The organism is Hyphomonas sediminis (genome assembly GCF_019679475.1).
GTDB classification, from domain to species: domain Bacteria; phylum Pseudomonadota; class Alphaproteobacteria; order Caulobacterales; family Hyphomonadaceae; genus Hyphomonas; species Hyphomonas sediminis.
The window spans coordinates 579,078-601,441 of sequence record NZ_JAIEZP010000001.1; the positions used below are offsets into that span (position 1 = coordinate 579,078).

Sequence of the window (22,364 nt, forward strand, 5' to 3'; positions counted from 1 at the left end):
ATCAGACCCGTTCCTTCACTGCGGCAACAACGGCTTCCGCCGTGATGCCGAAATGCTGGTAAAGCTTCTGATAGGGGGCGCTGGCGCCGAAGCTGTCCATGCCAACAAAGCCGCCCTCTGCGCCGATCCAGCGATCCCAGCCGAAACGGACGCCCGCTTCAACCGCAACCTTCGGAAGGTCCTTGCCAAGCGTTTCAGTCCGGTAGGTGGCGTCCTGCTGTGCAAACAGTTCCATGGAGGGCATGGAAACAACGCGCGCCGCGATGCCGTCAGCTGCCAGCATCGCCTGCGCCTTCAGCGCAATCTCGACTTCCGAACCGGTCGCGACGATGACGGCGCGCTCCTTGCCCTTGCCTGCCGGCGAAAGGACATAGCCGCCCTTGGCGGTCAGGTTCTCTTCCGTATGCGTCTTGCGGGCGGGCGCAACGTTCTGGCGGGTCAGCGCCAGCGTCGTCGGGCCGTCCTGGCGATGCAGGGCAAGTTCCCAGCACTCAGCCGTTTCCACGCCGTCTGCCGGGCGGAAGACAACCATGTTCGGCATCGCGCGCAGAGAGGCAACCTGTTCCACCGGCTGGTGGGTGGGGCCATCTTCGCCAAGGCCAATGGAGTCGTGGGTCATGACGTGCACGACCTGCGTTCCCATCAGGGCTCCCAGGCGGATCGCCGCGCGGCTGTAATCGGCGAACACGAGGAAGGTGCCCGAATACGGAATGATGCCGCCATGCAGCGACATGCCGTTCATCGCAGCCGCCATTCCATGCTCACGTACACCGTAATGGATGTAACGCCCACCCCAGTTTTTCGGGGTCAGCGGCGCCGTGTGGCTGGTCTTGGTGTTGTTGGAACCGGTCAGGTCGGCCGAGCCACCGATCATTTCCGGCACCAGACCGGTGATCACTTCCAGCGCTTCGCCGCTCCAAACGCGCGTTGCTTTGGAAGCGCCGCCTTCCGCCACGGCCTTCTTGTGCTTGGCGATTGCCTTGCCAAGGTTTTTGGGAAGGCGGCCGGAAATGGCGGCGTTGAACTCGCCTTTGTGGGCATTGGCCGCGAGGCGTTTTTTCCAGGCGGCGTGTTCGGTCGCGCCACGCTCGCCGGTCTTCGCCCAGGCCTTTTCAATTGCTTCAGGCACTTCAAACGGAGCATGCGGCCAGTTCAGCGCCTTGCGGATACCTTCGATCTCTTCAGCACCATAAGGGCCGCCATGTGCCTTGCCGGTGCCTGCCAGCTTGGGGGCACCAAAGCCGATAACGGTTTTAACGGCCAGAAGAACAGGCTTCTTCTGCTTCGTTGCCCATTTCAGAGCCGCCTCAACGTCTTTCTCGTCATGGCCGTCCACGCGGCGGGAAACCCAGCCGGAGGCTTCAACGCGGGCGCACTGGTCGGTCGCGTCAGACAGATCCGTGCCGCCATCAATGGTGACTGCGTTGTCGTCGAACAGGACAATCAGCTTGTTGAGCTTCAGGTGCCCGGCCAGCGTGATCGCTTCCTGGCTGATGCCTTCCATGAGGCAGCCATCACCAGCAATGACCCAGGTTCTGTGGTCAACCAGGTCATTGCCGAAGCGCGCATTAAGGTGGCGCTCTGCCATCGCCATCCCCACAGCGGTAGCGATGCCCTGCCCCAGCGGGCCGGTGGTAGTCTCGACGCCGGGCGTTACGAAGTTTTCCGGGTGACCAGGCGTGTTCGCGCCCAGCTGGCGGAAGTTCCGGATGTCATCGCGGCTGACCGAGGCATAACCCGTCAGGTGCAGCAGCGAGTAGATCAGCATGGATCCGTGACCTGCAGACAGGATAAACCGGTCGCGATCAGCCCAGTTAGGGGCTTTCGGATCAAACTTCAGGAATTTGCGGAAAAGGACGGTAGCGGCGTCCGCCATGCCGAGCGGTAGGCCCACATGGCCAGATTTGGCGGCTTCGACTGCGTCCATGGAAAGGGCGCGCACGGCGTTGGCCATGTCGCGGTTCGTGACAGCCATTCTGCTGGTCTCCCGGATTTTTTCTGCCCGTGCGTGCTAGGCCAGACTTGCCCGCCCCCGTCAAGGCGCTTGGCGACGCAAACCAATGCAGATAGTCCATTAACTGATGGAAGAGATGGACTCGGCAGCGACGCGCCTCGACGCAGCCCTAAAGCGCCTTGAAGTGGCGCTTGAAGCCCATTTGGCCCGCGCAGGCGACCCGGCTCTGCTTCGGGCAGAGATTTCAGCGTTAGTTTTGGACCGGGCACAGATTGCTGGTCAGCTGGACGAAGCCCTAGCCCGGGAACAGGAACTCCAGGCCCTTGCGGATGAAGCCAGCGAAGCTCTCGGCTCTGCGATTGAGGAGGTCCGGGCGGCGCTGGAACCGGACGAGAGGGAGACCGGCGATGGCCAAGGCTGATATCCACATCCGTGGCCGCAGCTATTCCATAGCCTGCGCGCCGGGCCAGGAAGTCCGCGTAAAACGGCTGGCAGAACAACTGGACGCGCGCCTTACTAGTATTTCCTCGGCGGTGGGAGATATTGGCGACGACAGGTTACTGCTGATCGCCGCCCTTGCGTTGCTAGATGAGCTGGACGCATCGCGCCAATCAGATGTCCCGTCAGCGGCCGAACGGCGTGCCGCCCTGCTCGTCGGGGCCATGGCGGCCAAGGTTGAAGCGCTGGCGGCGCGGCTGGAAAACGGCGGAAGCGTGTAATGCGCGCCCTTGGCGCTATTCTCGGCGGCATCGGGGATCTGATATTCGGCCGCCTGACTCTGTTCGCATTACTCAATCTTGCCATCGCCATCGCCCTGACGGGCGGCGCGGCCTATAGCTTGATCCGCTACATCCGGCCGCTCATTCCCGAGGGATCCGGCTGGCTAAGCTATGCCAGTTCGGCAGGAGAAATAGCCGCCAGTGTGGTGCTTCTTATAGTGGCGATTGCACTATCGCCCGCCGTCTCAATGCTTGTCGGAGGCTTCCTGTTCGATTTTGCAGCCGAGCGCGTGGAGAAAGCGATTGGCGCGCCAAAGGCCCGCACTCCCCCTTTGAGTGAAGGCATTGCAAACGGCCTGAAGATTGCCCTCCCGGCCCTTGTGCTCAACCTTGTGGTTATTCCCCTCTATTTCATTCCTGGGGTGAATGTGGCGGTGTTCTTCCTGCTGAACGGCGCCCTTATGGGCCGGGAATACGCCACGCTCGCCGCAGCTCGGCAGATGAGTTTTCGACAGGCCGTCACCCTGCGCAACCGGCACGGCATCTCGGTATTTCTCGTCGGCCTCGCTTGCTCGGTCGTCCCGTTCTTTGCACCCTTGGTCGGTGCCAGCGCCATGGTCCGGTTGGTGAACAATCTGCCGCGACCTGATGCAGCAGGGCGTAAATGAGCGTAGAAGTCTAGGATCGCTCTAACAGGAAGATGAAAGGCGAGGCGCCATGCAACAGTTTCTGACAATCGGCTTCTATGCCGCGCTTATCGGTGTTGCCGTCGTTCTCGTGATAGGTGTGGCAAACCTTGTTCGCCGGGATGAAAATCAGGTCAGCCGGTCTAACAAGCTGATGCGGATTCGGGTAATTTTCCAGGCCGTGGCAATTGCCTTCCTCGTCCTGATCGGGATTGCGGCCGGTGCCATCCGCTTTGGCGGCTGACGGATTAGAAGGATCGCTCATGGTACGGCTCGACAAGATCTACACGCGCACCGGCGATAAAGGCCAAACCCGCCTCTCCACCGGAGAACAGGTTGCCAAATGGCATCCTCGCGTCGCCGCCTATGGCACTGTCGACGAGCTCAACGCGGCGCTCGGCGTAGCAGCGCTCGAGGCAGATGGAGAACTGCTTGCCCGCATCCGCCGTATCCAGAACGATCTCTTCGATCTTGGCGCAGACCTCTCCACCCCAGATCGTGGCCGCGTTCTGGAATGGACACCGCTGCGCATCATCACCTCTCAAGTGACCCGCCTCGAAGAAGAAATCGACGCCATGAACGAGCACATTGCGCCGCTCGACAGCTTCATCCTGCCGGGTGGCTCCCGTCTCGCTGCACATCTGCATGTTGCGCGCACGCTTTGCCGCCGTGCGGAGCGCGCCATGGCAGAGCTGGCCAGCATGGATGACGAGCCCGTAAATCCGGAGGCGCTGGCGTTCATCAATCGCTTGTCGGACTGGCTGTTCGTCGCCGGACGCGCCGCAAACAGTAATGGCACAGACGACGTAAAATGGGTGCCCGGCGCCAATCGCTGAGCCTCAGCGCCGCTGCGCGTCCCTTACCTCCGCCATCAGCGCAAAGAGCTCGATCACTGGGGTCACCTTCCCATCACCCCGGTATTCCCGGTAAAGACTATCTACATTGACCGCGATCCGCTCCGCATCACCCCAATTGGAAAAATCGCCTAGCGCAATATCGAGCGCCGCCTCCCGAACGCCAAGCCCAGCCTCAAAGCGTTTACGCGCCTCCTGGTCGACATAGGCCAGATAGTCTGCAACCCGCCGAACGCCAGCCTTGTCCGTAATCGGACCATGCCCCGGAACAATGACATCGACATCCATGGCGATGATTGTCTCGCAGGCGCGGATCCAGTTCGCCACCGGCCCTACCCACATCAGCGGCGTGCCATCGATAAAGAGGATATCCCCGGTAAACACTGTCCGGTCTCCGGGAACATGCACGAGCACATCCCCGCCTGTGTGCGCCGGCCCGACCTCGATCAAGCGAACGGCCTTGTCGCCAACCTTGAGATCAAGCGATCCCGAGAATGTTCGCGTGGGCGCCCGCTCATCCACATTTTCGAAATCGAAAGGCGCAAATATGTCAGCGAAATAGGAACCCGCAGGGCCAAGCTGAGAACCCAGCTTCTTGAACTGCGCCAGCATGGCTGGCGGCACTTCTGCCATCTCGCGGGCGCTTGCCTCTGACGCAATGATCTCCGCCTGCGGACAACAGCCATTACCGTGGCAATGATCGCCATTGGCATGCGTGTTGACGATGGTTCCGATCCTGGCCGCTTCAATGCCGGTCGCGTCGGCCATTGCGTCCAGCATGTCGCGGGTAAGCGCCATGTCGAAAAGTGTATCGACCAGAAGGGATGCTTCCCCGTCGCGGATCAACCCCGCATTGGACCAGCCCCAGCCACCATCGGGCTGGAGCCAGGCATAAAGCCCATTCCCGATATCCTTGAGGCCTTTGGAATATTCCCAACGCGCCGCCATGATTTCCTCCCGTCATTATTTTGGGCGGAGGAGACCACGCGGCGTAGCGCCCCGCAAGTCCCGGCTCAGAAGCGCTCCAGCAAGCGCCGCAGGTACTCACGCTCTTCTTCATCCTCGGCTTCGCCATAACGGCGGCGGAGTTCCTCAAGAATATCCTTCGCGCGCTGGCGTTCGGATTCAGACGGGATGTCGATCCCCTCCCCGTCATTGCCAGCGCCTGTGAGCGGGCGCCCCAGCGGATCGTTGGAATTTTGTCCCTGCTGGCCAAGGCGGGCGGAACGCATCTCATCGATCTGCCGCGCCATCTCGCGGGAAAGCTCGGAAAGCATCTGCGTGGCGCGTTCCTGATCCATGATCGCGCGCCCCTCATTTCCTCCCTGCAGGGAGCGTTCAGCCCGGCGCTGGGCATCGAGGATTGACCTCAGGGTTTCTTCATCGAGGCCGGCGCCCGGCACAGATGCGCCCTCTTCACCATCCTCGCCGCTGCGCCCACCGCGCCGCGCAAGCTCTTCAACGAGTTTACCCAGCTCAGCCTGGCGCTCTGCCAGCGTGCCGCCCCGGCCAGAGCCGCTTTCGCCCTCTCCCTCGCGCACGCCGCCGCCGTCTTCACCGGGCCGCTCTCCCTGCCCGGTTCCCTCACCTTCCATGTCACCGCCCTCACCCTGCTGCGAACCTTCGCCGGGCTGCTGCTGGCCATTTGGCTGGTTGTTGGAATTGCCGCGGGGTTCTTCGCCGCGTTGCTGCGCAAGCGTATCATCATTCAGTTGACGTTGTTCACGGAGGATCTCCGAAAGCCGCCGCATGGCATCTGTCATTGCTTGCTCTTCCGGAGGAAGATCGCTCTCTTCCCCTTCCGCTTGCTCACCGGGCATTCCCGGCATCCCGTTGCCATCCCCCTGCCCACGCTGGAATTCGAGGTTCTGCAGCATGTTGGTGATGTCGGAAAGCAGTTGGCGCGCCTGTTCGCTGGCGCCGGTCTCCGTGAGGTCCTGCAGCGCATTCAGCATGTCTTCGAAGTCCTGCCCACCGAGGGAGTCTCCGCCGGCCTGCGCCTCGCTGTCTTCCTGCTGCTCGGGCGCATCGAGGCCGCCTGCCATCGCTTCGGCCATTTTGGCGGCGAGATATTCATTCGCTGCGTCGCGGAACGCTTCCATCAGCCTGCGGATTTCTTCTTCCGGCGCGCCCTCCCGCAAAGCGCGTTCCAGCGCGGCGCGGGCTGCTTCGAGGCGTGCGCGCGCGTCGGCCACGCTTCCGTACTCAAGCTTCAGCGCAATCGACCAGAGCAGAGGCTCAACTGCGTCGGCTTCCGCCTTGGTTCCCGCAGACTGCAGCGTCCCGAGCGCCATACGCAGGCCCATGAATGCGCCAAGGTCATTGAAGAACATCTCTCCGCGATAAGTCAGCGCGTCCAGCATGAGCGCGGCTTGCCGAACGCCCTCAGGAGCGGAATCCAGCCGGCCCGCGGCCGCCGTATTGATCGCTCCGTCCGTCAGTGCTTGCCCATTCTTTTCAAGCTCAGCGTATGAGCGCGGTTCGCGCAGCACGGTCACGCGCGCTTCCTGCGTCGCCTTGGCAAGCGGATCGAGGAACAGCTTCTCTGGCAGTATGAAAGGAATGGACTCGCTGAAGCCCTCCTGCCCCGAGCCATCGCGCGCGACGAGGCGAACATCCACCGGAAGTCCTGCCCAGCGGTGGCGCGTCAGGTCGAGCTGCGCTGCCGCCGCTGCCTCCTTGGCTCCTGCCGCGCCCGGCATCGGAACCGGCACGCGGTCCTCCGCCTCCGGATCAGCCGGATGCGGCTCCCGCAGGCGAATGGCCAGCTCAACGGCCACGACGCCATAATCGTCGTCTGCCTTCCATTTGAACTGCACCTGATCACGCGGCCCTGGTTCCGGCAGGGTGTCGAATGCAATCAGCGGCGCTTCGTCCGGCAGGATCGAAAAATTCCAGCGCGCCCGCTCGCCCCACCAGTTCACGGTGAGCCGTGTGTCACTCTCAATTCTCGCGCGGGCTTCGTATGCGCCCTCCGGCGTCTTGGAGAACCGCTTTGTCTTGCGCTTGTCCCCGCGCAGGACGAGCTTCGGCGCGGACGGCGCCTGCGTGCGCAGGGTCACTTCAGAGCCGACCGGAATGCGAACATCCTTCATACCTGCCTGCAGGAAGATGGGCGCCCGCCCGGTATATTCCGGCGGCGTAACCCAGGCCTCCACAACCATCTTGTCTGCGCCCGCCAGGGCGCCGAGGTCGGGGCTCAGCGCGCGCATGATCCGGCCCGGCCCAGCAGGCCCCGCTATCAGCGCAAGCGCGATGACAGCCACGGGCACCACAAAGCGCAAACGATAGGGATCAAGCGCGGTCCATTCCCGCTTCAGGGACGGCAAACGCAGATTGCCGATTTCAGCAATCAGGCGCGCCTTATGCACCCGCCAGAGACTTGCCGGAACCGCAGACGGGTCTGCCGGGCGATCGGTCAGCGAACTTACCGGGCGCAATTCCGACTGCCCGTCGAGCGCGCGGGTTACCTCATCTTCAGACGGCTTGCTGTAACGCCGCCAGGAGAACGTTGCGAGGCCAATGCCGGCCAAAATCAGAACCGGCAGGATGGCCGCCGCGAGGAAATTGCTCAGCCGGTCAAACCCTCCCGCGAGCGCAATCGCGAGAAAGAAACCAATGAATACAAAGGCGGGCCAACAGGCGCGGCCGAGCGCCAGAAGCGTCAACCGGCGGCGCGTGGCCGCCAGCTTCTTCCCCAGCGTGTTCAGGCCTTCGTCCTGATCCAATCGGGCACCTCTTCCAGCATCGTCATTTCCTCAAAGTCCGGCCGGCGGCGCACGATGCTATAGTGCTCGCCATTGACCAGAACTTCCGGAACCAGTGGACGGGCATTGTAGGCCGAAGAAAGGACCGCGCCATAGGCGCCTGCAGACATGAATGCGAGACGGTCCCCCGCCGCCACCGCCGGAAGGCTGCGGGCGGTTGCAAACTTGTCAGTCGACTCGCAGATCGGACCGACAACATCATAGGTCTTGTCCGGCGTGCCTGCTTTGGGTTCGGCAAGGGGACGAATGTCATGATGGGCGCCGTAAAGCGCCGGACGGATAAGATCGTTCATCCCGGCATCAATGATCAGGAAGGTCCGGTCCGGCGCTTCTTTCTCATAGAGAGCGGTGGTCAGCAGAACGCCGGCATTGCCAGCGATCACCCTGCCCGGCTCAAGGATCACCTCAAAGCCGTGCCCTGCCGTGACCTCGGCAATCATCGCGGCATAGTCCGAGGGCGCCGCCGGGGCGTCGGTCTCGCGATAGGGAATGCCCAGGCCGCCGCCGACATCGATCCGGGCAATGTCATGCCCCTTCGACCGCAGGCGCAGCGCCAGCGCGACGACTTTTTCAAACGCCGCGCGCATGGGGCCGAGCTCGCCAATCTGGCTGCCGATATGCACGTCGACACCCACAACCCGGATGCCCGGGAGGCTTCCGGCTTCGGCATACAGCGCTTCGGCTTCGCCCCAGGGCACACCAAACTTGTCGCCAGATTTGCCGGTCGAGATGTTCGGGTGGCCGCCAGCGGCGACATCCGGGTTCACGCGCAGGGCGATGGGGGCTTGCTTACCCAAGCCGCTCGCCACTTTGGACAGAAGGCGCAGTTCGCCTGCGCTCTCCACATTGAACTGATGGATGCCGGCTTCCAGCGCCAGCTTCATCTCTGCAGCCGTCTTGCCGACGCCGGAGAACACGATCCTTGAGGCCGGAATGCCCGCCTTCATCGCGCGCTGCATCTCGCCGCCGCTGACAACATCTGCGCCGCATCCCTGCGCCGCCAGCGTTGCAAGCACGGCCAGGTTGCCATTGGCCTTCACCGAATACGCGATCAGCACCTTCTGGCCGCTGAACGCTTCGGCGATCACCTGCGCATGGCGCTCCAGCGTCGCTGTCGAATAAACGTAAACCGGCGTGCCGACTTCATCGGCTATCCGGCCGAGATCAACGCCCTCGCACTGAAGGCGGCCACCGGCATAGTTGAAGTGATGCATGTCCGCTCCGGATCAGGGGATATCGCCAAGCCCGCCCTCGTCGACATCGACGGCTGGCTTGTTCTCAGGCACTTCCCCGCCCCACTCATTCACGCGCGGTTCGTCCGAAGCCGGCGGCGCGGGCAACTCGACAGCGGGCGGCTCTTCCACGACAGGCTCAGGCGCAGGCGCGGGTTCCGGCGGTGTTTGGCATGCAGCCAGAAACATACCGGCAAAGGCGGCGGAAAGTGTCAGGCGAAGTTTCATCAGGAACCTCCCGGTCCACCGAGCAGTTCGTCTTCTTCAGCCTCACTCGGCTGGTTGGAAGGACGGCTGGGCAGCTGCGGCAGGTCGCTTGCCTGGCCATCAGGCAATTCAGCTTCCGGCGCATCCGAGGGATTGCCGATCAGTGGACCGGGGCGCTGCAGAGGGCCGGTCAGACCGCAGGCCGAAACACTGCTTGCAAGAAGGATAACCGCCGCCAGGGCGAACGTGCGTTTCATGGGATTACTCCAGTCGAAGTCTCTGTTTCCACTGTGCCACCTGTTCGGTCACGCGAACAGGGCTCGTGCCGCCATAAGAGGTGCGCGATGCAGCCGACGCTTCCACGCTGAGAACGCTGAATACATCTTCGGTGATCGCCGCATGCACAGCTTGCATCTCCCTCAGGGGCAGATCGGCCAGATCGATCCCTTTCGCCTCCGCCGCGGCCACGATGCGACCAGTGACGTGGTGGGCATCGCGGAAGGGCATTCCCAGATCCCGCACGAGCCAGTCGGCCAGGTCGGTCGCCGTTGAGAAGCCTTTCGCCGCCGCCGCCCGCATCACTTCAGGACGGAAGGTGACAGTCTCGATCATGCCGGTCATCGCCCGGACACATAGATTGAACGTATCAAAGGCGTCGAAAGTGAGGCGTTTGTCGTCCTGAAGGTCCTTCGCATAGGCCAGCGGCAGCGCCTTGATCGCGCCCTGCAGCGAGGCGTATTGCCCGGTGATCAGCGCCGCCTTGGCGCGGATCAGCTCGGCCGCATCCGGATTGCGCTTCTGCGGCATGATCGACGACCCCGTCGACCATTGGTCGCTGAGGCGGGCAAAGCCAAATTGCGGGCTCGTCCACAGAACGATTTCTTCCGCCAGCCGGGAGAGATGCGTCGCGGCAATCGACAGCGCCGCCAGCGCCTCAAGCGCAAAGTCACGCGCCGACACAGCGTCCAGCGAGTTAGCCATCGGCCGCGCAAAGCCCAGCGCTTCGGCCGTCATGTCACGGTCGATCGGGAACCCGGTGCCCGCCAGCGCAGCGGCGCCCAGCGGGCTTTCGTTGAGGCGTACCGCGCAGTCGAGCAGGCGCGAGCGATCCCGCTCCAGCATCTCCGCATAAGCCAAAAGGTGGTGGCCCAGCGTCACGGGTTGGGCGGTCTGCAGGTGGGTAAACCCTGGCATCACGGTGGAGACGTTCTCCTCCGCCCGGCGCACCAGCGCGCCCTGCAGGGCAGCCACCAGATGTCCGGTTTCATCCAGCGCCCGGCGGGTCCAGAGGCGGAAATCAGTAATCACCTGGTCATTGCGCGAGCGCGCCGTGTGGAGGCGCCCGGCAGGCTCCCCGATCAGCTCCTTCAGGCGTGCTTCGACATTCATGTGAATGTCTTCCAGCTCGCGCCGGAACGGAAACGTCCCTGCCCGCAGCTCTTCGACGACCTTGTCGAGTCCCTCCTGGATCGCCTCATTATCGGCGACCGACAGGATGCCCATTTCGGCGAGCATATCGGCATGTGCGCGGCTGCCCGCCACATCTTCTTCCGCCATCCGCCGATCAATATCGAGTGATGCGTTGATCTCTTCCATAATGGCCGAGGGTGTCGCGGCAAAACGCCCGCCCCACATCATCTGGCCTTTGCCATCCGCCATTGCCATATCCTTTACTTCCGTCTGACGTGAGTGAAGGGCCCCATTGATGACCCGCTACGCCTATCTCGGCCTCTTCTTGGTCGGCCTTGCAGCGATTGTCTACGTGCTGATGAGCGCTGCGACAGGAAAGCCTGCCGGAAATCCATTCGAAGCCTATGCAACCGGGCAAATGACCAAGCTGGATTTCACCGGAGCGGGCCAACCGATGCCGGAAGGAACCTTCACAGACGCCGAAGGCAACAGCCTGACGCTCGAAACCTTCAAAGACAAAGCCATCCTGGTGAACTACTGGGCTACCTGGTGCCCGCCGTGCGAGAAGGAAATGCCCTCTCTGGGCGCACTACAGACGGCGCGCGCCGGAGATGCTTTTGAAGTGGTCGCGCTCAGCGTCGATGCTGAGGAAGACGTTGAGTACGCCAAGCGCCGCCTTGTCGAGCTTGGCGCTTCCAACATCGCCTTCCGGCACGCGCCCATGGATTCGGGTGACATCATCTATGGCGCCGGTGTGCGTGGCTTCCCGACCACCATTGTCTACGGCGCTGACGGCCTCGAAGTTGCGCGGCTTTCAGGCGAGGCTGACTGGGCCTCTGCCGAAGCCGTCCAGTTCATCGATGCTGTGATCCGTAAAACCCGTTAGGGCATCTGGCTCAGCACCAGTTTCACCCGTGCAAACTGGTCCGCCATCTGGAACTCGGGCGGCGGCGTACTCCCTGCAAGCGGACCTGCGGAGGGCCACATCAACACCAGCAGCTTCAGCTCAAGGCTGAGGCCTCCGTACGTCTCCGGATCGAGCGGCTCGACCAAATTGCGCGCAGCGACAGCATAGCCATAAGCCGCCTGATATTCTTCCAAATCCTTGATCTCGCTGAAGCGCACCGAATGATCATAGGCTTCCGCCGACAGGCGCATCAGGAACGAGACAACGTCTTCAGGGGCTTCGTCCGTAGCTGCGATCGCCTCAGCCAGATTGGCAGAAGCCGCCTCAAACAGCGCAGCAACTTCTTCGGTTGGCCGATCAAGATCGAGAGCGCCTGACAACGCGCTGAGCGGGCCGGCATCAAACCCCAGACGCGCCAACGCGGCCATGTCTGCGGAAGTCATTCGTTCGGCTAGCCCCTTCACTTGTACCGCTGCTGAAGCGGTGTCTGCCGAGTGATAGGTTTTCTCCGCCGCAAGCACCCTACCCCACGCGTAGGCCAGGCGTTCAGCCAATGCCCACCGACGAAACTCTTCCGCTTTAATTGTCTCGCTTGTTACCTTTGCGGCGGGCGCGACTGCATCTGACGCGACCCGAGGCGGCGCAGGATCACCGCACGCTGAAACTGGAAGCAGAAAACAGGCGCAGACAAGAAGCCGCAGATAAACTTTGAACATCCGGGCCTCACCTGATCGTCAGCGCTGAAGGCTAACGGTCACACCCCACAATTCAAGCCCGCTTGAAAAAGTTCATGGAGCCGCGCGCAGATTTCCGGAACCCGCCGCCGCACACCAATCGGGCTTGGCCTCGCCGCCGTCATAGTCCCATTGCTGATGCGTGCCGCCATTGACGAGCAGGCCTGCCACATCTTTCCCGTCGAGAGACAGTGACACGACATTGCGCCCATAGCGGTCACGGCCCATCACCTTCGTCACGAAAACTTCGCGCCCGCGGGTAAGCTCGGTCGCCGCCGCCTTCGCTTCATATCCCAGCTCACGCTCGGCTTCGCAATTGGCGCCGCCGCGCTGCTTCATGGAGCCGGTTTCAGGTGCGTCGACACCATGCAGGCGAAACTTTGTACCGTCGGATAGACGTCCGGAATCTCCGTCGGACCAATAAACAGTCCCACCAAGCTCGGTCGATGCAGACGCGCTTTCAGACGCAAACCGCGCGCCTGCCAAAGCCACCATCACAAAGATCACGAATCCCAGAACGGGCACGATACGTGCGCGGACAAACATAGCTCAGCCTCCGGAGTACCCGGGTCAAGCCTGCCTGAAGGGTCTTAACCGGACGTTTAGAATTCTGTCCGGAATGCAACGATCTCTAATAAAACTGGTTAATTTGGTAACCAGGATTACCGGCTGGGGATCGGAACCTCGCCGGAATAGTCATAAAAGCCCTTGCCGGACTTCTTGCCCAGCCAGCCAGCCTCCACGAACTTCACCAGCAGCGGGCACGGGCGGTACTTCGTATCGGCCAAACCATCATGCAGAACTTGCATGATCGACAGGCAGGTATCGAGGCCGATAAAGTCCGCCAATTGCAGCGGCCCCATCGGGTGGTTCGCGCCGAGCTTCATCGCCGTGTCGATGGAGGCAACCGAGCCAACGCCCTCATAGAGCGTGTAAACCGCTTCATTGATCATCGGCATCAGGATGCGGTTCACGATGAAAGCCGGATAGTCTTCGGCATTCGTCGTCGTCTTGCCGATGGCCTTGGTGTAGCCGATCACCGTTTCATAGGTCGACTGGTCAGTGTTCAGGCCCCGGATCACTTCCACCAGCTTCATCAGCGGCACCGGGTTCATGAAGTGCAGGCCGATAAACCGGTCCGGACGGTCAGTCACGGAAGCAAGGCGCGTGATCGAAATCGAGGACGTGTTGGTCGCCAGCAGGGCATGGGCCGGAACAACCTCGCACAGCGAGCGGAAGATCTGTTCCTTCACTTCCCGCTTCTCGGTTGCCGCCTCGATAACAAGATCGGACGCTTCATGAGCTTTCACCGACGCAGAGATACGAATGCGCTTCAGCGCAGCCTGCATGTCCTCAAGCTTGATCATATCGCGGGCCACCTGGCGCGCCATATTGCGCTCGATGGTCTCCTTACCGGCCTTGAGAGCGGCTTCGGAAACATCGCTCAGCACCACATCATAGCCTGCAAGCGCTGTCACATGGGCAATACCATTGCCCATCTGGCCTGCGCCAACCACACCGACTGTCCGAATTGCCGTCATTCTGCTGCTTCCTGATCTTTATTTTTGCGAATGGTTATACCCCATTGTGCACTGCGTCAAAGCTCGGCTGGCAGGTGCCCCAGAACTCTGAATACAAAAGAAAAAGCCCGGCGCCATGTGCGCCGGGCTCTTAAATTGTTGTGGCCGGGCCACAAATCAGAGCGCGTTCGTCAGTTCCGGAACGGCGACGAAGAGATCTGCCACGAGGCCGTAATCAGCCACCTGGAAGATCGGGGCTTCTTCGTCCTTGTTGATCGCAACGATGATCTTGGAGTCCTTCATACCAGCAAGGTGCTGGATGGCGCCCGAGATGCCGACGGCAATGTAGAGTTCCGGCGCGACGATCTTGCCGGTCTGACCAACCTGATAGTCGTTCGGTGCATAGCCCGCATCGACGGCGGCGCGCGATGCGCCGACAGCGGCGCCGAGCTTGTCGGCGAGCGGGAAGATGACTTCCTGGAACTTCTCCGATGAGCCGAGCGCGCGGCCACCCGAGACGACGCGCTTGGCGCCGGCGAGTTCCGGACGGTCCGACTTCACCATCTCTTCAGAGACGAATTCGGATTTGAACGGGCCAGCAGGCGCCGCCGCATCTTCCACCGAAGCCGAGCCGCCTTCAGCCGCAGCCGGGAAAGCCGTGCCGCGAACGGTGATGACTTTCTTCGCATCGCCCGACTTTACGGTCTGGATCGCGTTGCCGGCATAGATCGGACGCACGAAGGTCGAGGCGTCTTCAATGCCGATGATTTCGGAGATCTGCATCACGTCGAGCTTGGCAGCGACGCGCGGAGCAATGTTCTTGCCCGTGGTGGTCGCGGCAAAGAAGACCGCATCATAGCCCGCCATCAGCGGAACGATGAGGGCTTCCATGGCTTCGGCGGTTTGCTTGCGCAGCGTCTCGCCTTCAGCTTTCAGCACTTTGCGGACGCCGGCGATTTTCGCCGCTTCGGGAGCAACGGCGCCGGCGTTCTCACCTGCCACGAGCAGGTCGATGTCTCCGCCAAACTTGGTGGCAGCGGTCACAACCTTGTGGGTCGCGTCCGACAAGGCACCATGATGATGTTCTGCAACAACGAGGACGGCCATTACACAGCTCCCGCAGCTTTGAGTTTCGAGACGAGGGTTGCAACGTCTTCAACCTTGATACCAGCGCTGCGCACCGGCGGCTCAGTTACTTTCACAACCGTGAGGCGCGGCGAGATGTCGACGCCGTAGGCATCGGGGGCCTTCTCGTCGATCGGCTTCTTCTTTGCCTTCATGATGTTCGGCAGCGACGCATAGCGCGGCTCGTTGAGGCGCAGGTCAACCGTGACGACAGCCGGCAGGGCCATCTTGACGGTCTGCAAGCCGCCATCAACCTCACGGGTGACTTTCAAAGCGTCACCGTCTTTCTCAACCTTGAACGCGAAAGTGCCCTGCGGCCAGTCGAGCAGCGCAGCCAGCATCTGGCCGGTCTGGTTGGAATCGTCGTCGATTGCCTGTTTGCCAACGAGGACGAGGTCCGGCTTTTCTTCTTCGGCGACCTTGGCGAGCAGCTTGGCAACAGCCAGCGGCTCAACCGTGGCATCGGTCTTGATCAGGATGCCGCGGTCAGCGCCCATGGCGAGCGCGGTGCGGATGGTTTCCTGCGCCTGTTGCGGCCCGATGGAGACAACCACGATCTCAGTGGCAACGCCGGCTTCTTTAAGGCGAACGGCCTCCTCGACGGAGATTTCGTCGAAGGGGTTCATGGACATCTTGACATTGGCGAGATCGACGCCGGTCTGATCCGGCTTCACGCGGACCTTCACGTTGTAATCAATCACGCGCTTGACGGGCACGAGGACCTTCATGCGGGCGCTCCCAGGCTGGTTATGGTTCTTGGCACTTTGAAGTGCGCCGTCCCTACCGTTGCGGCGCAACAGAAGCAAGGCTTGACGCTTACGTCAGGGGCAATTTAGCGCGGTTGATAGCTATGCAGCGGCGCCGGCCGGTCGTATAAACATATTTATTCAATTGGCGCGCACCCCTGCGCCCCTCGAAGCAGGAAGGAGACCCAAGCCATGTGCCTCACCCGTCTCCCCTTCCAGCTTCAAGGTTTCCATGAAAACGTTTCAACGCTTGGCGAATGTCGCCAGACGGGTCTTGCGTCTACCCGCATTCAATAGCGCCTCTTCAGATACCCAGTCTCTGAAACGCAGGGCAAATGCCCAGCTGCAGCCTCGACTATCTCAGCATCTTCTGCGCGACATTGGCGCCGACGATGGCTGACGCCTATTCCGGCTCCTGCCCATTCAGGGCCAGAATCTCGCCGGCAAGGTACAATGAACCGCAAATCAGCACCCGGTCTGCCCCGCTTGCCGCGGCCGCCGCAAGCGCGCCCTGAAGGCTGTCAAATGACAACGCCTTCAACCCGGATTGACGAGCAACGGTCGCCAGCGCTTCAGGAGTTGACGCCTGGTGCCCCGGCGCATTCGGGCAGGTAAACACGTCTGCGCCAATGGCAACAAAAGGCGCAAAAAACCCGCCCGCATCCTTGCTGGCCAGCATTGCAGAGACAAGCGCTGTCTTTCCCCCCATCGCGGCGAGATGAGCCGCGATCGCCCTGCCAGCGTGCGGATTGTGCCCGCCATCCAGCCAGACCGGCAGCCCGCCTGCCGCTTGAGTCAACGGCCCGTCTTTCAGCCGCTGCATCCGCGCCGGCCACACTGCTTTGCGCGCGCCTTCGAAGATCGCTGCCTGATCAATCCGCGTGGAGTTGCCAAACAGTTGCATCGCCATCGCCGCCAGCGCGGCGTTCGCGCGCTGGTGTACGCCGGTCAACGCAATATCTTCCGGTATGGCGTTGATGAAATATGGCTGCAGCCGGTAGAGCGGCGCGCCAACTTCCAAAGCGCGGGCCGCTATCACCGCATCTGCCACCGGCTGCTGGATTGCTGTCAGCGCCGGGCATCCGGCCTTGATGATGCCCGCCTTCTCCCCAGCAATGCCTGCCAGATCCGTGCCCAGGAAGGCGGCATGGTCATAGTCGACAGGAGTAATCACGGAGAGCGCCGGCGCACTGATCACATTAGTCGCGTCATACTTCCCCCCGAGGCCGACCTCGAGGATCAGCACATCGGCAGGTACTTCAGAGAACGCCAGCAAGGCGGCTGCCGTCGTCGCCTCGAAATGGGTAATCTCGCCGCCCTCGATGGCCGCGTGGGTGCGTTCCAGCCAGCCGATTAGCGCGTCATCTTCCACCAGCCGTCCGGCTAGCCGGATGCGCTCATTGAAGCGGACAAGATGCGGGCTGGTGAACACATGCACCTTCAGCCCCGCTGCCTCTGCCATCGCCCGCATGAACGCGCAGGTAGACCCCTTCCCGTTCGTGCCCGCCACATGGATCACCGGCGGCAGCCGGTCCTGCGGACGGCCCAGCCGCTCGAGCGCACGTTCAATGCGCCCGAGCGAAAGCTCGATAACTTCGGGATAGAGACCCTCGAAACGCTTCAGAGCAGCTTCAAGGGCAGGAGAATTTCCGCTCAATCAGGCTTGCCCTTCAGGCCGGGCAGGCTTCTCGGCATGGGTCCGCGGCGCGGTCAGCTGCAGCGCAGAGCGGTCATCCTTGCGACGCGACATCGGCAGCAGATGGCCCAGAACACGGGCAACCGTCTCCTTCAGCTTGCGCCGGTCGACAACAATATCGACCTGGCCTTTTTCGCGCAGGAATTCCGACCGCTGGAAGCCTTTGGGCAGGCTTTCCCGGATCGTCTGTTCGATCACGCGCGGGCCGGAGAACGCGATCATCGCGCCCGGCTCTGCAATGTGTACGTCGCCGAGCATCGCATAAGACGCCGAAACGCCCCCCGAAGTCGGATCGGTCAGGATCACCACATAAGGCAGTTTCGCATCAGCCAGATCATTGATCGCCAGCGTCGTGCGCGGCATCTGCATCAGGCTCAGCGTGCCCTCCTGCATCCGTGCGCCGCCCGAGGCGGTGCAGACAACAAACGCAGACTTCCGGGCAAGCGCCAGCTGGGCAGCGGTCACAAACCCTTCGCCAGCGGCCATGCCGAGCGAACCGCCCATGAAATCAAAGTCCTGAACCAGCACGACCGACGGTACGCCGCCAATCTTGCCATAGGCGGCCACCATGCAGTCTTCCTGCAATAGCGGAGCCCCGCCCTCTTCAGTCTCTTTAACGTCGCGGTTCTGGATCTTCGCCTTCGCCGCCTTCAGGCGCGCGGGGTAAGGCTTGTCGTCCTTGAACTTCAGCGGGTCCAGCGCCACCGGCGGCAGTGAGATCGGCTCCCAGCGCTCATCATCGAACAGGATACGGAACCGCATGCGCGGCGAGATGCGAAGATGGGCGCCGGCCGGCGTCACATACCAGCTCTGTTCCAGGTCGCTGCGATAGATCAGTTCGCCTGACGCCGGACACTTAACCCACAGGTCGTCCGGTGTGTCCTTCTTGGACATCATCGTCTTAAGGCCCGGCGGGGTAACCTTGTTGATCCAGTTCATCTGAAGAAATCTCCCGAATGCCCGGCGGTATCAGCCTTTAGGCACAGTCGCGAGCGCGCGACGCAGTTCGCCGGCAAGCTCGCCCATAGCAGGCGCTGCAGTCTCATACTTTCCAGAAGTGTGCGCATCCTGCGCCTTTTCCACAAAAGCCGAACCAACCACGACCCCGTCCGCGATCTTAGCCATTTCTGCGGCCTGCGCACCAGTTTTTACACCAAAACCTACACAAACCGGCAGGCCAGACACCTTTCTGACCATGGCAACTTTGTCAGCAATCGCTGCAGGATCCGCGCTTCCCGCGCCGGTTACGCCGTTCACCGCGACAAAGTAGACAAAACCGGATGCGCCGTCGGCAACTTTCGCTGCGCGGCCTTCATCGGTGGTCGGCGTCGCCAGCCGGATCACGGACAGGCCGAGTTTCTGATAGGCTGCACGCAGCTCGCCATCCTCTTCCGGCGGCAGGTCCACAATGATCGTTCCATCGACCCCGGCCTTTGCGGCGGCCTCGGCAAATGCCTGATAGCCGAGTATATGAACCGGGTTGGCATAGCCCATCAGGATCAGCGGCGTGGTCTGATCATCTTCGCGGAATCGCGCAGCAAGCGAAATCACATCGGTCAACTTCGTGCCATTGGCGAGCGAGCGCAGACCCGCCCGCTGGATCGAGGGACCATCCGCCATCGGATCGGTGAACGGCGCGCCCAGCTCGATGATGTCGGCGCCATTGTCCCGAAGGGCGCACAGCGCGCGGTAGCTCTCTTCCAGATTGGGGTCGCCGGCCATCATATAGGTCACAAGCGCCGCCCGGCCCTCGCCTTTCGCCTTGGCGAAGGCGGCTTCAATTCTTTCCCGGCCCATTGTCAGCTTTCCGTATTCTCGATGGCCCACGCTTCGTAGGCAGGACTTACATGGCTGAGCGGCATAGCGACGATTGCCGGCACATCATAGGGGTGCAGCGCCTGAACTAGCGCGTCCACCTTGCCCCAGTTGGCTTCAGGCGCCTTGAGCCAGAGGATGAACTCGAAGGACTGCTCGATCACACCTTTCCAGCGATAGGTGGAGGAAACCGGTCCCTCCAGATTGGCGCAGGCCGCCAGGCGCTGCTCCAGCGCCGCGTCAGCAATATCCTCGGCCACGCGGCGCGAGGGACAGGTAATGCGGATAAGAATGAGCTTGGTCACAGGCCTCAATAGTCCTTGCCGTTCACTTGCTGAATGTTGAGCGCGCTACGGTCGATCCCGTCGACGCATCTCAGATTGATTGCTGCCATTTCCGTTCCATCCGGCCCTTTGCCGAAGCCAAAAGCCTGAACGCCGCAAGTCGTGCAAAAGTTATGGTCAATGGCGCCGCGATTGAAATGATAGGTCGTATACGCACCTTCTCCGCTCACCAGGCTGAAATCCTGTTTGGGAATGAAAGCGAGCACGAACCCCTTCTTGTCGCAATGCGAACAATTGCATTCGATACCGGAAGAGAAGTCACCTTCGGCTTCGAAACGTATCTTTCCACAATGGCATCCGCCCGTCACATGGGTCATTCCCCGCTCTCTCCGATTGCCTTCAAACTGTCAGGTTCGCATTTGCCGATCTGCACCGCCGCCATCGGCACGACCGAGGCAGAGCGCCCTTCATACGGAATGCCGATCCCGGCCAGCTCAGGCCAGCCATAGCATTCCACGCCGTCATGGTCGCCGGCTGGCGCGCGGGCCTGACCGCAGATGCCGTCATCCGTCCACGCCGCATCACGCACAAGCGCCGTTCGTGCATCCGCAAAACATAGCGCCGTGGACGCCGCAACCAGCGGGATCTTCTCGCCATTCTGGGCCGCGTCAAAATTCTCCCGGCTAACCGGAACATAGGTGTACTTCGTTGTCGGAACGCAGGCCGCAACGATCATCGGAAGAAGGAGGATAGCCGCCCGCTTCAAACATCCACCCCCAGCGCCTTGGCGACAGAGAAAACGTCCTTGTCGCCGCGGCCACACATATTGAGAATGATCAAGCCATCCTTGCCGACATCCTTGGCCACCTCACCCACACGGGCGAGCGCGTGCGAAGGCTCCAGCGCCGGAATGATGCCTTCCAGGCGCGTGCAGAGCTGGAACGCGGCGAGCGCCTCCTCATCCGTGCACGACAGGTATTCAGCCCGGCCCGCATCACGCAGGAAGGCGTGCTCCGGCCCGATGCCCGGATAGTCGAGCCCGGCAGAAATCGAGTGTGCGTCGATGATCTGGCCGTCATCGGTTTGCAGCAGGTAGGTCCGGTTGCCATGCAGGATGCCCGGCTTGCCACCATTCAGCGCCGCCGCGTGCTGCCCGGTTTCAATCCCGTGGCCAGCCGCCTCGACGCCGATCAGGCGCACGCTCTCATCCTCGATGAAAGGATGGAACAGGCCGATTGCGTTGGAGCCGCCCCCGATACAGGCAACAACGGCGTCTGGCAGGCGCCCTTCCCGCTCAAGTATCTGTGCGCGCGCCTCAACGCCGATCACCGACTGAAAGTCGCGAACGATCTCCGGATACGGATGAGGGCCAGCCGCCGTGCCGATGCAGTAGAAGGTGTTGTCCACATTCGTCACCCAGTCGCGCAGGGCTTCGTTCATGGCGTCCTTCAGCGTGCCCGTGCCGGAAGAAACCGGAACGATCTGCGCGCCCAGCAGGCGCATGCGGAACACGTTGGGCTTCTGGCGCTCGACATCGGTCTCGCCCATGAACACCACACAATCGAGGCCGAAGCGGGCGCAGATCGTGGCCGTTGCCACGCCGTGCTGTCCCGCGCCGGTCTCCGCGATGATCCGCTTCTTGCCCATGCGGCGCGCCAGCAGCACCTGCCCGAGGCAGTTGTTGATCTTGTGCGCCCCGGTGTGGTTGAGCTCATCGCGTTTGAAGTAGATCTTGGCGCCGCCGAAATGCTCGGTCAGCCGCTCAGCGAAATAGAGCGGTGACGGGCGGCCCACATAATGGGTCCACAGATCCTGCATCTCGGCTGCGAAAGCGGGGTCTTGCTTTGCTGCGCGGTATTCGCGCTCGAGATCGAGTATCAGCGGCATCAGCGTCTCGGCGACATAGCGTCCGCCAAATTCGCCGAACCGTCCATTGGCGTCGGGCCACTGATCCCAAGTGTTACGCAGGTCCATTGCTCTTCCTCTGGTCCCCGCTACGCGGATGCGCCGGGGATGCTCAACTATCCTTCGCCGCGCGAATGAATGCGCGGATAAGTTCCCTGTCCTTTAGACCCCGGATACGCTCAACACCAGAGGACACATCAACTGCAGTCGCGCCGGTTTCGGCAATTGCCTGCGCGACGTTCTCAGGTGTCAGCCCCCCTGCCAGAAGCCAGGGCTTTGGCGCGGTCCATTGCTTCAGAATCTGCCAGTCAAATGTCTGGCCATGCCCCCCGGCAATGGCTGCCCCCTCTGGCGCTTTTGCGTCCAGAAGGAACCCGTCAGCGTCCGCAAATGTCCCGATTTGTCCCAAATCGTCACTGTTATGCACCCCGATTGCCTTCCAGATGACCTTTCCGGTCATGCGTTTCAGCTCGGATACCCGCTCAGGGCTCTCCTGCCCATGCAGCTGAAGGATCGGAAAGCCGAGCGCGGCCACAGCCATCGCCTGATCATCGCCAGGATCGACCAGCAACGCGACCGGCAGCGCCTTCCGGGTTGAAAGCAATAAGGTTTCTGCGTCCTTCAGCGTGACCTGCCGCGCACTCTTTGCAAACACAAAACCGATCCAATCCGCGCCCTCCCGGGCCGCGAACTCAACCATCTCAGGGTCTCTGAGCCCACATATCTTCACGCTCGCCATAACTGCCCGTTACGCCAGCCAGCGCCCGGCGTCCACGGCCGGCTAAACTTCCCGTCATGGTTAT

At 61.9% G+C, this 22,364-nt stretch carries 26 protein-coding genes; 6 read left to right on the forward strand and 20 right to left on the reverse strand.

What is annotated here, in order from left to right:
- Window position 1: 1 nt before the first annotated feature.
- Complete coding sequence (gene tkt, locus K1X12_RS02830; RefSeq protein WP_220986122.1) at window positions 2–1,975, reverse strand: transketolase; 1,974 nt, start codon at window positions 1,973–1,975, stop codon at window positions 2–4.
- Between the two features lie 106 nt (window positions 1,976–2,081).
- Between tkt and K1X12_RS02835 the strand changes: the two genes are divergently transcribed.
- From K1X12_RS02835 to K1X12_RS02855, 5 genes are read left to right on the forward strand one after another with little or no spacing between them, the layout of a single operon-like run.
- On the forward strand, window positions 2,082–2,375 hold the full coding sequence (locus tag K1X12_RS02835) for a DUF4164 family protein (protein ID WP_220986123.1): 294 nt from the start codon (window positions 2,082–2,084) through the stop codon (window positions 2,373–2,375).
- On the forward strand, window positions 2,362–2,673 hold the full coding sequence (locus tag K1X12_RS02840) for a cell division protein ZapA (RefSeq protein WP_220986124.1): 312 nt from the start codon (window positions 2,362–2,364) through the stop codon (window positions 2,671–2,673). Before K1X12_RS02835 ends, K1X12_RS02840 begins: the two co-directional genes overlap by 14 nt.
- Window positions 2,673–3,341 carry an EI24 domain-containing protein gene (locus tag K1X12_RS02845; RefSeq protein WP_220986125.1) on the forward strand — a complete coding sequence of 223 codons (669 nt, stop codon included), beginning with the start codon at window positions 2,673–2,675 and terminating at the stop codon, window positions 3,339–3,341. Before K1X12_RS02840 ends, K1X12_RS02845 begins: the two co-directional genes overlap by 1 nt.
- A 49-nt stretch (window positions 3,342–3,390) precedes the next feature.
- Complete coding sequence (locus K1X12_RS02850) at window positions 3,391–3,603, forward strand: twin transmembrane helix small protein (RefSeq protein ID WP_220986126.1); 213 nt, start codon at window positions 3,391–3,393, stop codon at window positions 3,601–3,603.
- 19 nt (window positions 3,604–3,622) lie between these two features.
- Window positions 3,623–4,195, forward strand: coding sequence for a cob(I)yrinic acid a,c-diamide adenosyltransferase (locus K1X12_RS02855; protein ID WP_220986127.1), 573 nt, complete (start codon window positions 3,623–3,625; stop codon window positions 4,193–4,195).
- A gap of 3 nt (window positions 4,196–4,198) precedes the next feature.
- On the opposite strand, the gene K1X12_RS02860 is transcribed toward K1X12_RS02855, so the two are convergent.
- The 6 genes from K1X12_RS02860 to argH form a co-directional block, all read right to left on the reverse strand.
- Window positions 4,199–5,161 (reverse strand): MBL fold metallo-hydrolase, encoded by a 963-nt coding sequence (locus K1X12_RS02860; RefSeq protein WP_220986128.1) that lies wholly within the window; start codon window positions 5,159–5,161, stop codon window positions 4,199–4,201.
- Between the two features lie 65 nt (window positions 5,162–5,226).
- Window positions 5,227–7,941 (reverse strand): DUF4175 domain-containing protein, encoded by a 2,715-nt coding sequence (locus K1X12_RS02865; protein ID WP_220986129.1) that lies wholly within the window; start codon window positions 7,939–7,941, stop codon window positions 5,227–5,229.
- Window positions 7,920–9,194, reverse strand: a complete 1,275-nt coding sequence (lysA, locus tag K1X12_RS02870; protein WP_220986130.1) for a diaminopimelate decarboxylase — start codon at window positions 9,192–9,194, stop codon at window positions 7,920–7,922. Before lysA ends, K1X12_RS02865 begins: the two co-directional genes overlap by 22 nt.
- A gap of 12 nt (window positions 9,195–9,206) precedes the next feature.
- On the reverse strand, window positions 9,207–9,440 hold the full coding sequence (locus tag K1X12_RS02875; protein WP_220986131.1) for a hypothetical protein: 234 nt from the start codon (window positions 9,438–9,440) through the stop codon (window positions 9,207–9,209).
- On the reverse strand, window positions 9,440–9,676 hold the full coding sequence (gene lptM, locus K1X12_RS02880) for an LPS translocon maturation chaperone LptM (protein WP_220986132.1): 237 nt from the start codon (window positions 9,674–9,676) through the stop codon (window positions 9,440–9,442). The genes K1X12_RS02875 and lptM overlap by 1 nt, the downstream gene beginning before the upstream one ends.
- 4 nt (window positions 9,677–9,680) lie before the next feature.
- Window positions 9,681–11,078, reverse strand: coding sequence for an argininosuccinate lyase (argH, locus tag K1X12_RS02885; protein ID WP_220986133.1), 1,398 nt, complete (start codon window positions 11,076–11,078; stop codon window positions 9,681–9,683).
- 46 nt (window positions 11,079–11,124) lie between these two features.
- Here argH and K1X12_RS02890 point away from each other — a divergent pair, with 46 nt between their 5' ends.
- Entirely contained in the window at window positions 11,125–11,715 is a 591-nt protein-coding gene (locus K1X12_RS02890) for a TlpA family protein disulfide reductase (protein ID WP_220986134.1), read from the forward strand.
- Here the strand turns inward: K1X12_RS02890 and K1X12_RS02895 are convergent.
- The 13 genes from K1X12_RS02895 to K1X12_RS02955 form a co-directional block, all read right to left on the reverse strand.
- On the reverse strand, window positions 11,712–12,179 hold the full coding sequence (locus tag K1X12_RS02895; RefSeq protein ID WP_220986135.1) for a hypothetical protein: 468 nt from the start codon (window positions 12,177–12,179) through the stop codon (window positions 11,712–11,714). The two genes, K1X12_RS02890 and K1X12_RS02895, sit on opposite strands and share 4 nt — an antisense overlap.
- A gap of 345 nt (window positions 12,180–12,524) precedes the next feature.
- A complete protein-coding gene (locus K1X12_RS02900; RefSeq protein WP_220986136.1) occupies window positions 12,525–13,016 on the reverse strand; it encodes a thermonuclease family protein in 492 nt (163 codons plus the stop codon).
- Window positions 13,017–13,132: 116 nt separating this feature from the next.
- Window positions 13,133–14,011, reverse strand: a complete 879-nt coding sequence (locus K1X12_RS02905; RefSeq protein WP_220986137.1) for a 3-hydroxybutyryl-CoA dehydrogenase — start codon at window positions 14,009–14,011, stop codon at window positions 13,133–13,135.
- Window positions 14,012–14,167: 156 nt separating this feature from the next.
- Window positions 14,168–15,097 carry an electron transfer flavoprotein subunit alpha/FixB family protein gene (locus K1X12_RS02910; protein WP_220986138.1) on the reverse strand — a complete coding sequence of 310 codons (930 nt, stop codon included), beginning with the start codon at window positions 15,095–15,097 and terminating at the stop codon, window positions 14,168–14,170.
- On the reverse strand, window positions 15,097–15,843 hold the full coding sequence (locus K1X12_RS02915) for an electron transfer flavoprotein subunit beta/FixA family protein (RefSeq protein ID WP_220986139.1): 747 nt from the start codon (window positions 15,841–15,843) through the stop codon (window positions 15,097–15,099). The genes K1X12_RS02910 and K1X12_RS02915 overlap by 1 nt, the downstream gene beginning before the upstream one ends.
- Window positions 15,844–16,264: 421 nt before the next feature.
- Window positions 16,265–17,518 (reverse strand): bifunctional folylpolyglutamate synthase/dihydrofolate synthase, encoded by a 1,254-nt coding sequence (locus K1X12_RS02920; protein ID WP_220986140.1) that lies wholly within the window; start codon window positions 17,516–17,518, stop codon window positions 16,265–16,267.
- The gene (locus K1X12_RS02925; protein WP_220986141.1) at window positions 17,519–18,496 is read right to left on the reverse strand and encodes an acetyl-CoA carboxylase carboxyltransferase subunit beta; all 978 of its coding nucleotides are present in this window, start codon (window positions 18,494–18,496) and stop codon (window positions 17,519–17,521) included.
- Between the two features lie 30 nt (window positions 18,497–18,526).
- Window positions 18,527–19,354 carry a tryptophan synthase subunit alpha gene (gene trpA, locus K1X12_RS02930; RefSeq protein WP_220986142.1) on the reverse strand — a complete coding sequence of 276 codons (828 nt, stop codon included), beginning with the start codon at window positions 19,352–19,354 and terminating at the stop codon, window positions 18,527–18,529.
- A 2-nt stretch (window positions 19,355–19,356) separates the two neighbouring features.
- Window positions 19,357–19,677 (reverse strand): divalent-cation tolerance protein CutA, encoded by a 321-nt coding sequence (gene cutA, locus K1X12_RS02935; protein ID WP_220986143.1) that lies wholly within the window; start codon window positions 19,675–19,677, stop codon window positions 19,357–19,359.
- A gap of 5 nt (window positions 19,678–19,682) precedes the next feature.
- On the reverse strand, window positions 19,683–20,033 hold the full coding sequence (locus K1X12_RS02940; protein ID WP_220986144.1) for a GFA family protein: 351 nt from the start codon (window positions 20,031–20,033) through the stop codon (window positions 19,683–19,685).
- Window positions 20,030–20,422, reverse strand: a complete 393-nt coding sequence (locus K1X12_RS02945; RefSeq protein WP_220986145.1) for a hypothetical protein — start codon at window positions 20,420–20,422, stop codon at window positions 20,030–20,032. The genes K1X12_RS02940 and K1X12_RS02945 overlap by 4 nt, the downstream gene beginning before the upstream one ends.
- Window positions 20,419–21,630: a tryptophan synthase subunit beta gene (gene trpB, locus K1X12_RS02950; protein WP_220986146.1), complete on the reverse strand. Its 1,212-nt coding sequence runs from the start codon at window positions 21,628–21,630 to the stop codon at window positions 20,419–20,421. Before trpB ends, K1X12_RS02945 begins: the two co-directional genes overlap by 4 nt.
- 43 nt (window positions 21,631–21,673) lie before the next feature.
- Window positions 21,674–22,300 carry a phosphoribosylanthranilate isomerase gene (locus K1X12_RS02955; protein ID WP_225907850.1) on the reverse strand — a complete coding sequence of 209 codons (627 nt, stop codon included), beginning with the start codon at window positions 22,298–22,300 and terminating at the stop codon, window positions 21,674–21,676.
- Window positions 22,301–22,364 lie beyond the last annotated feature (64 nt).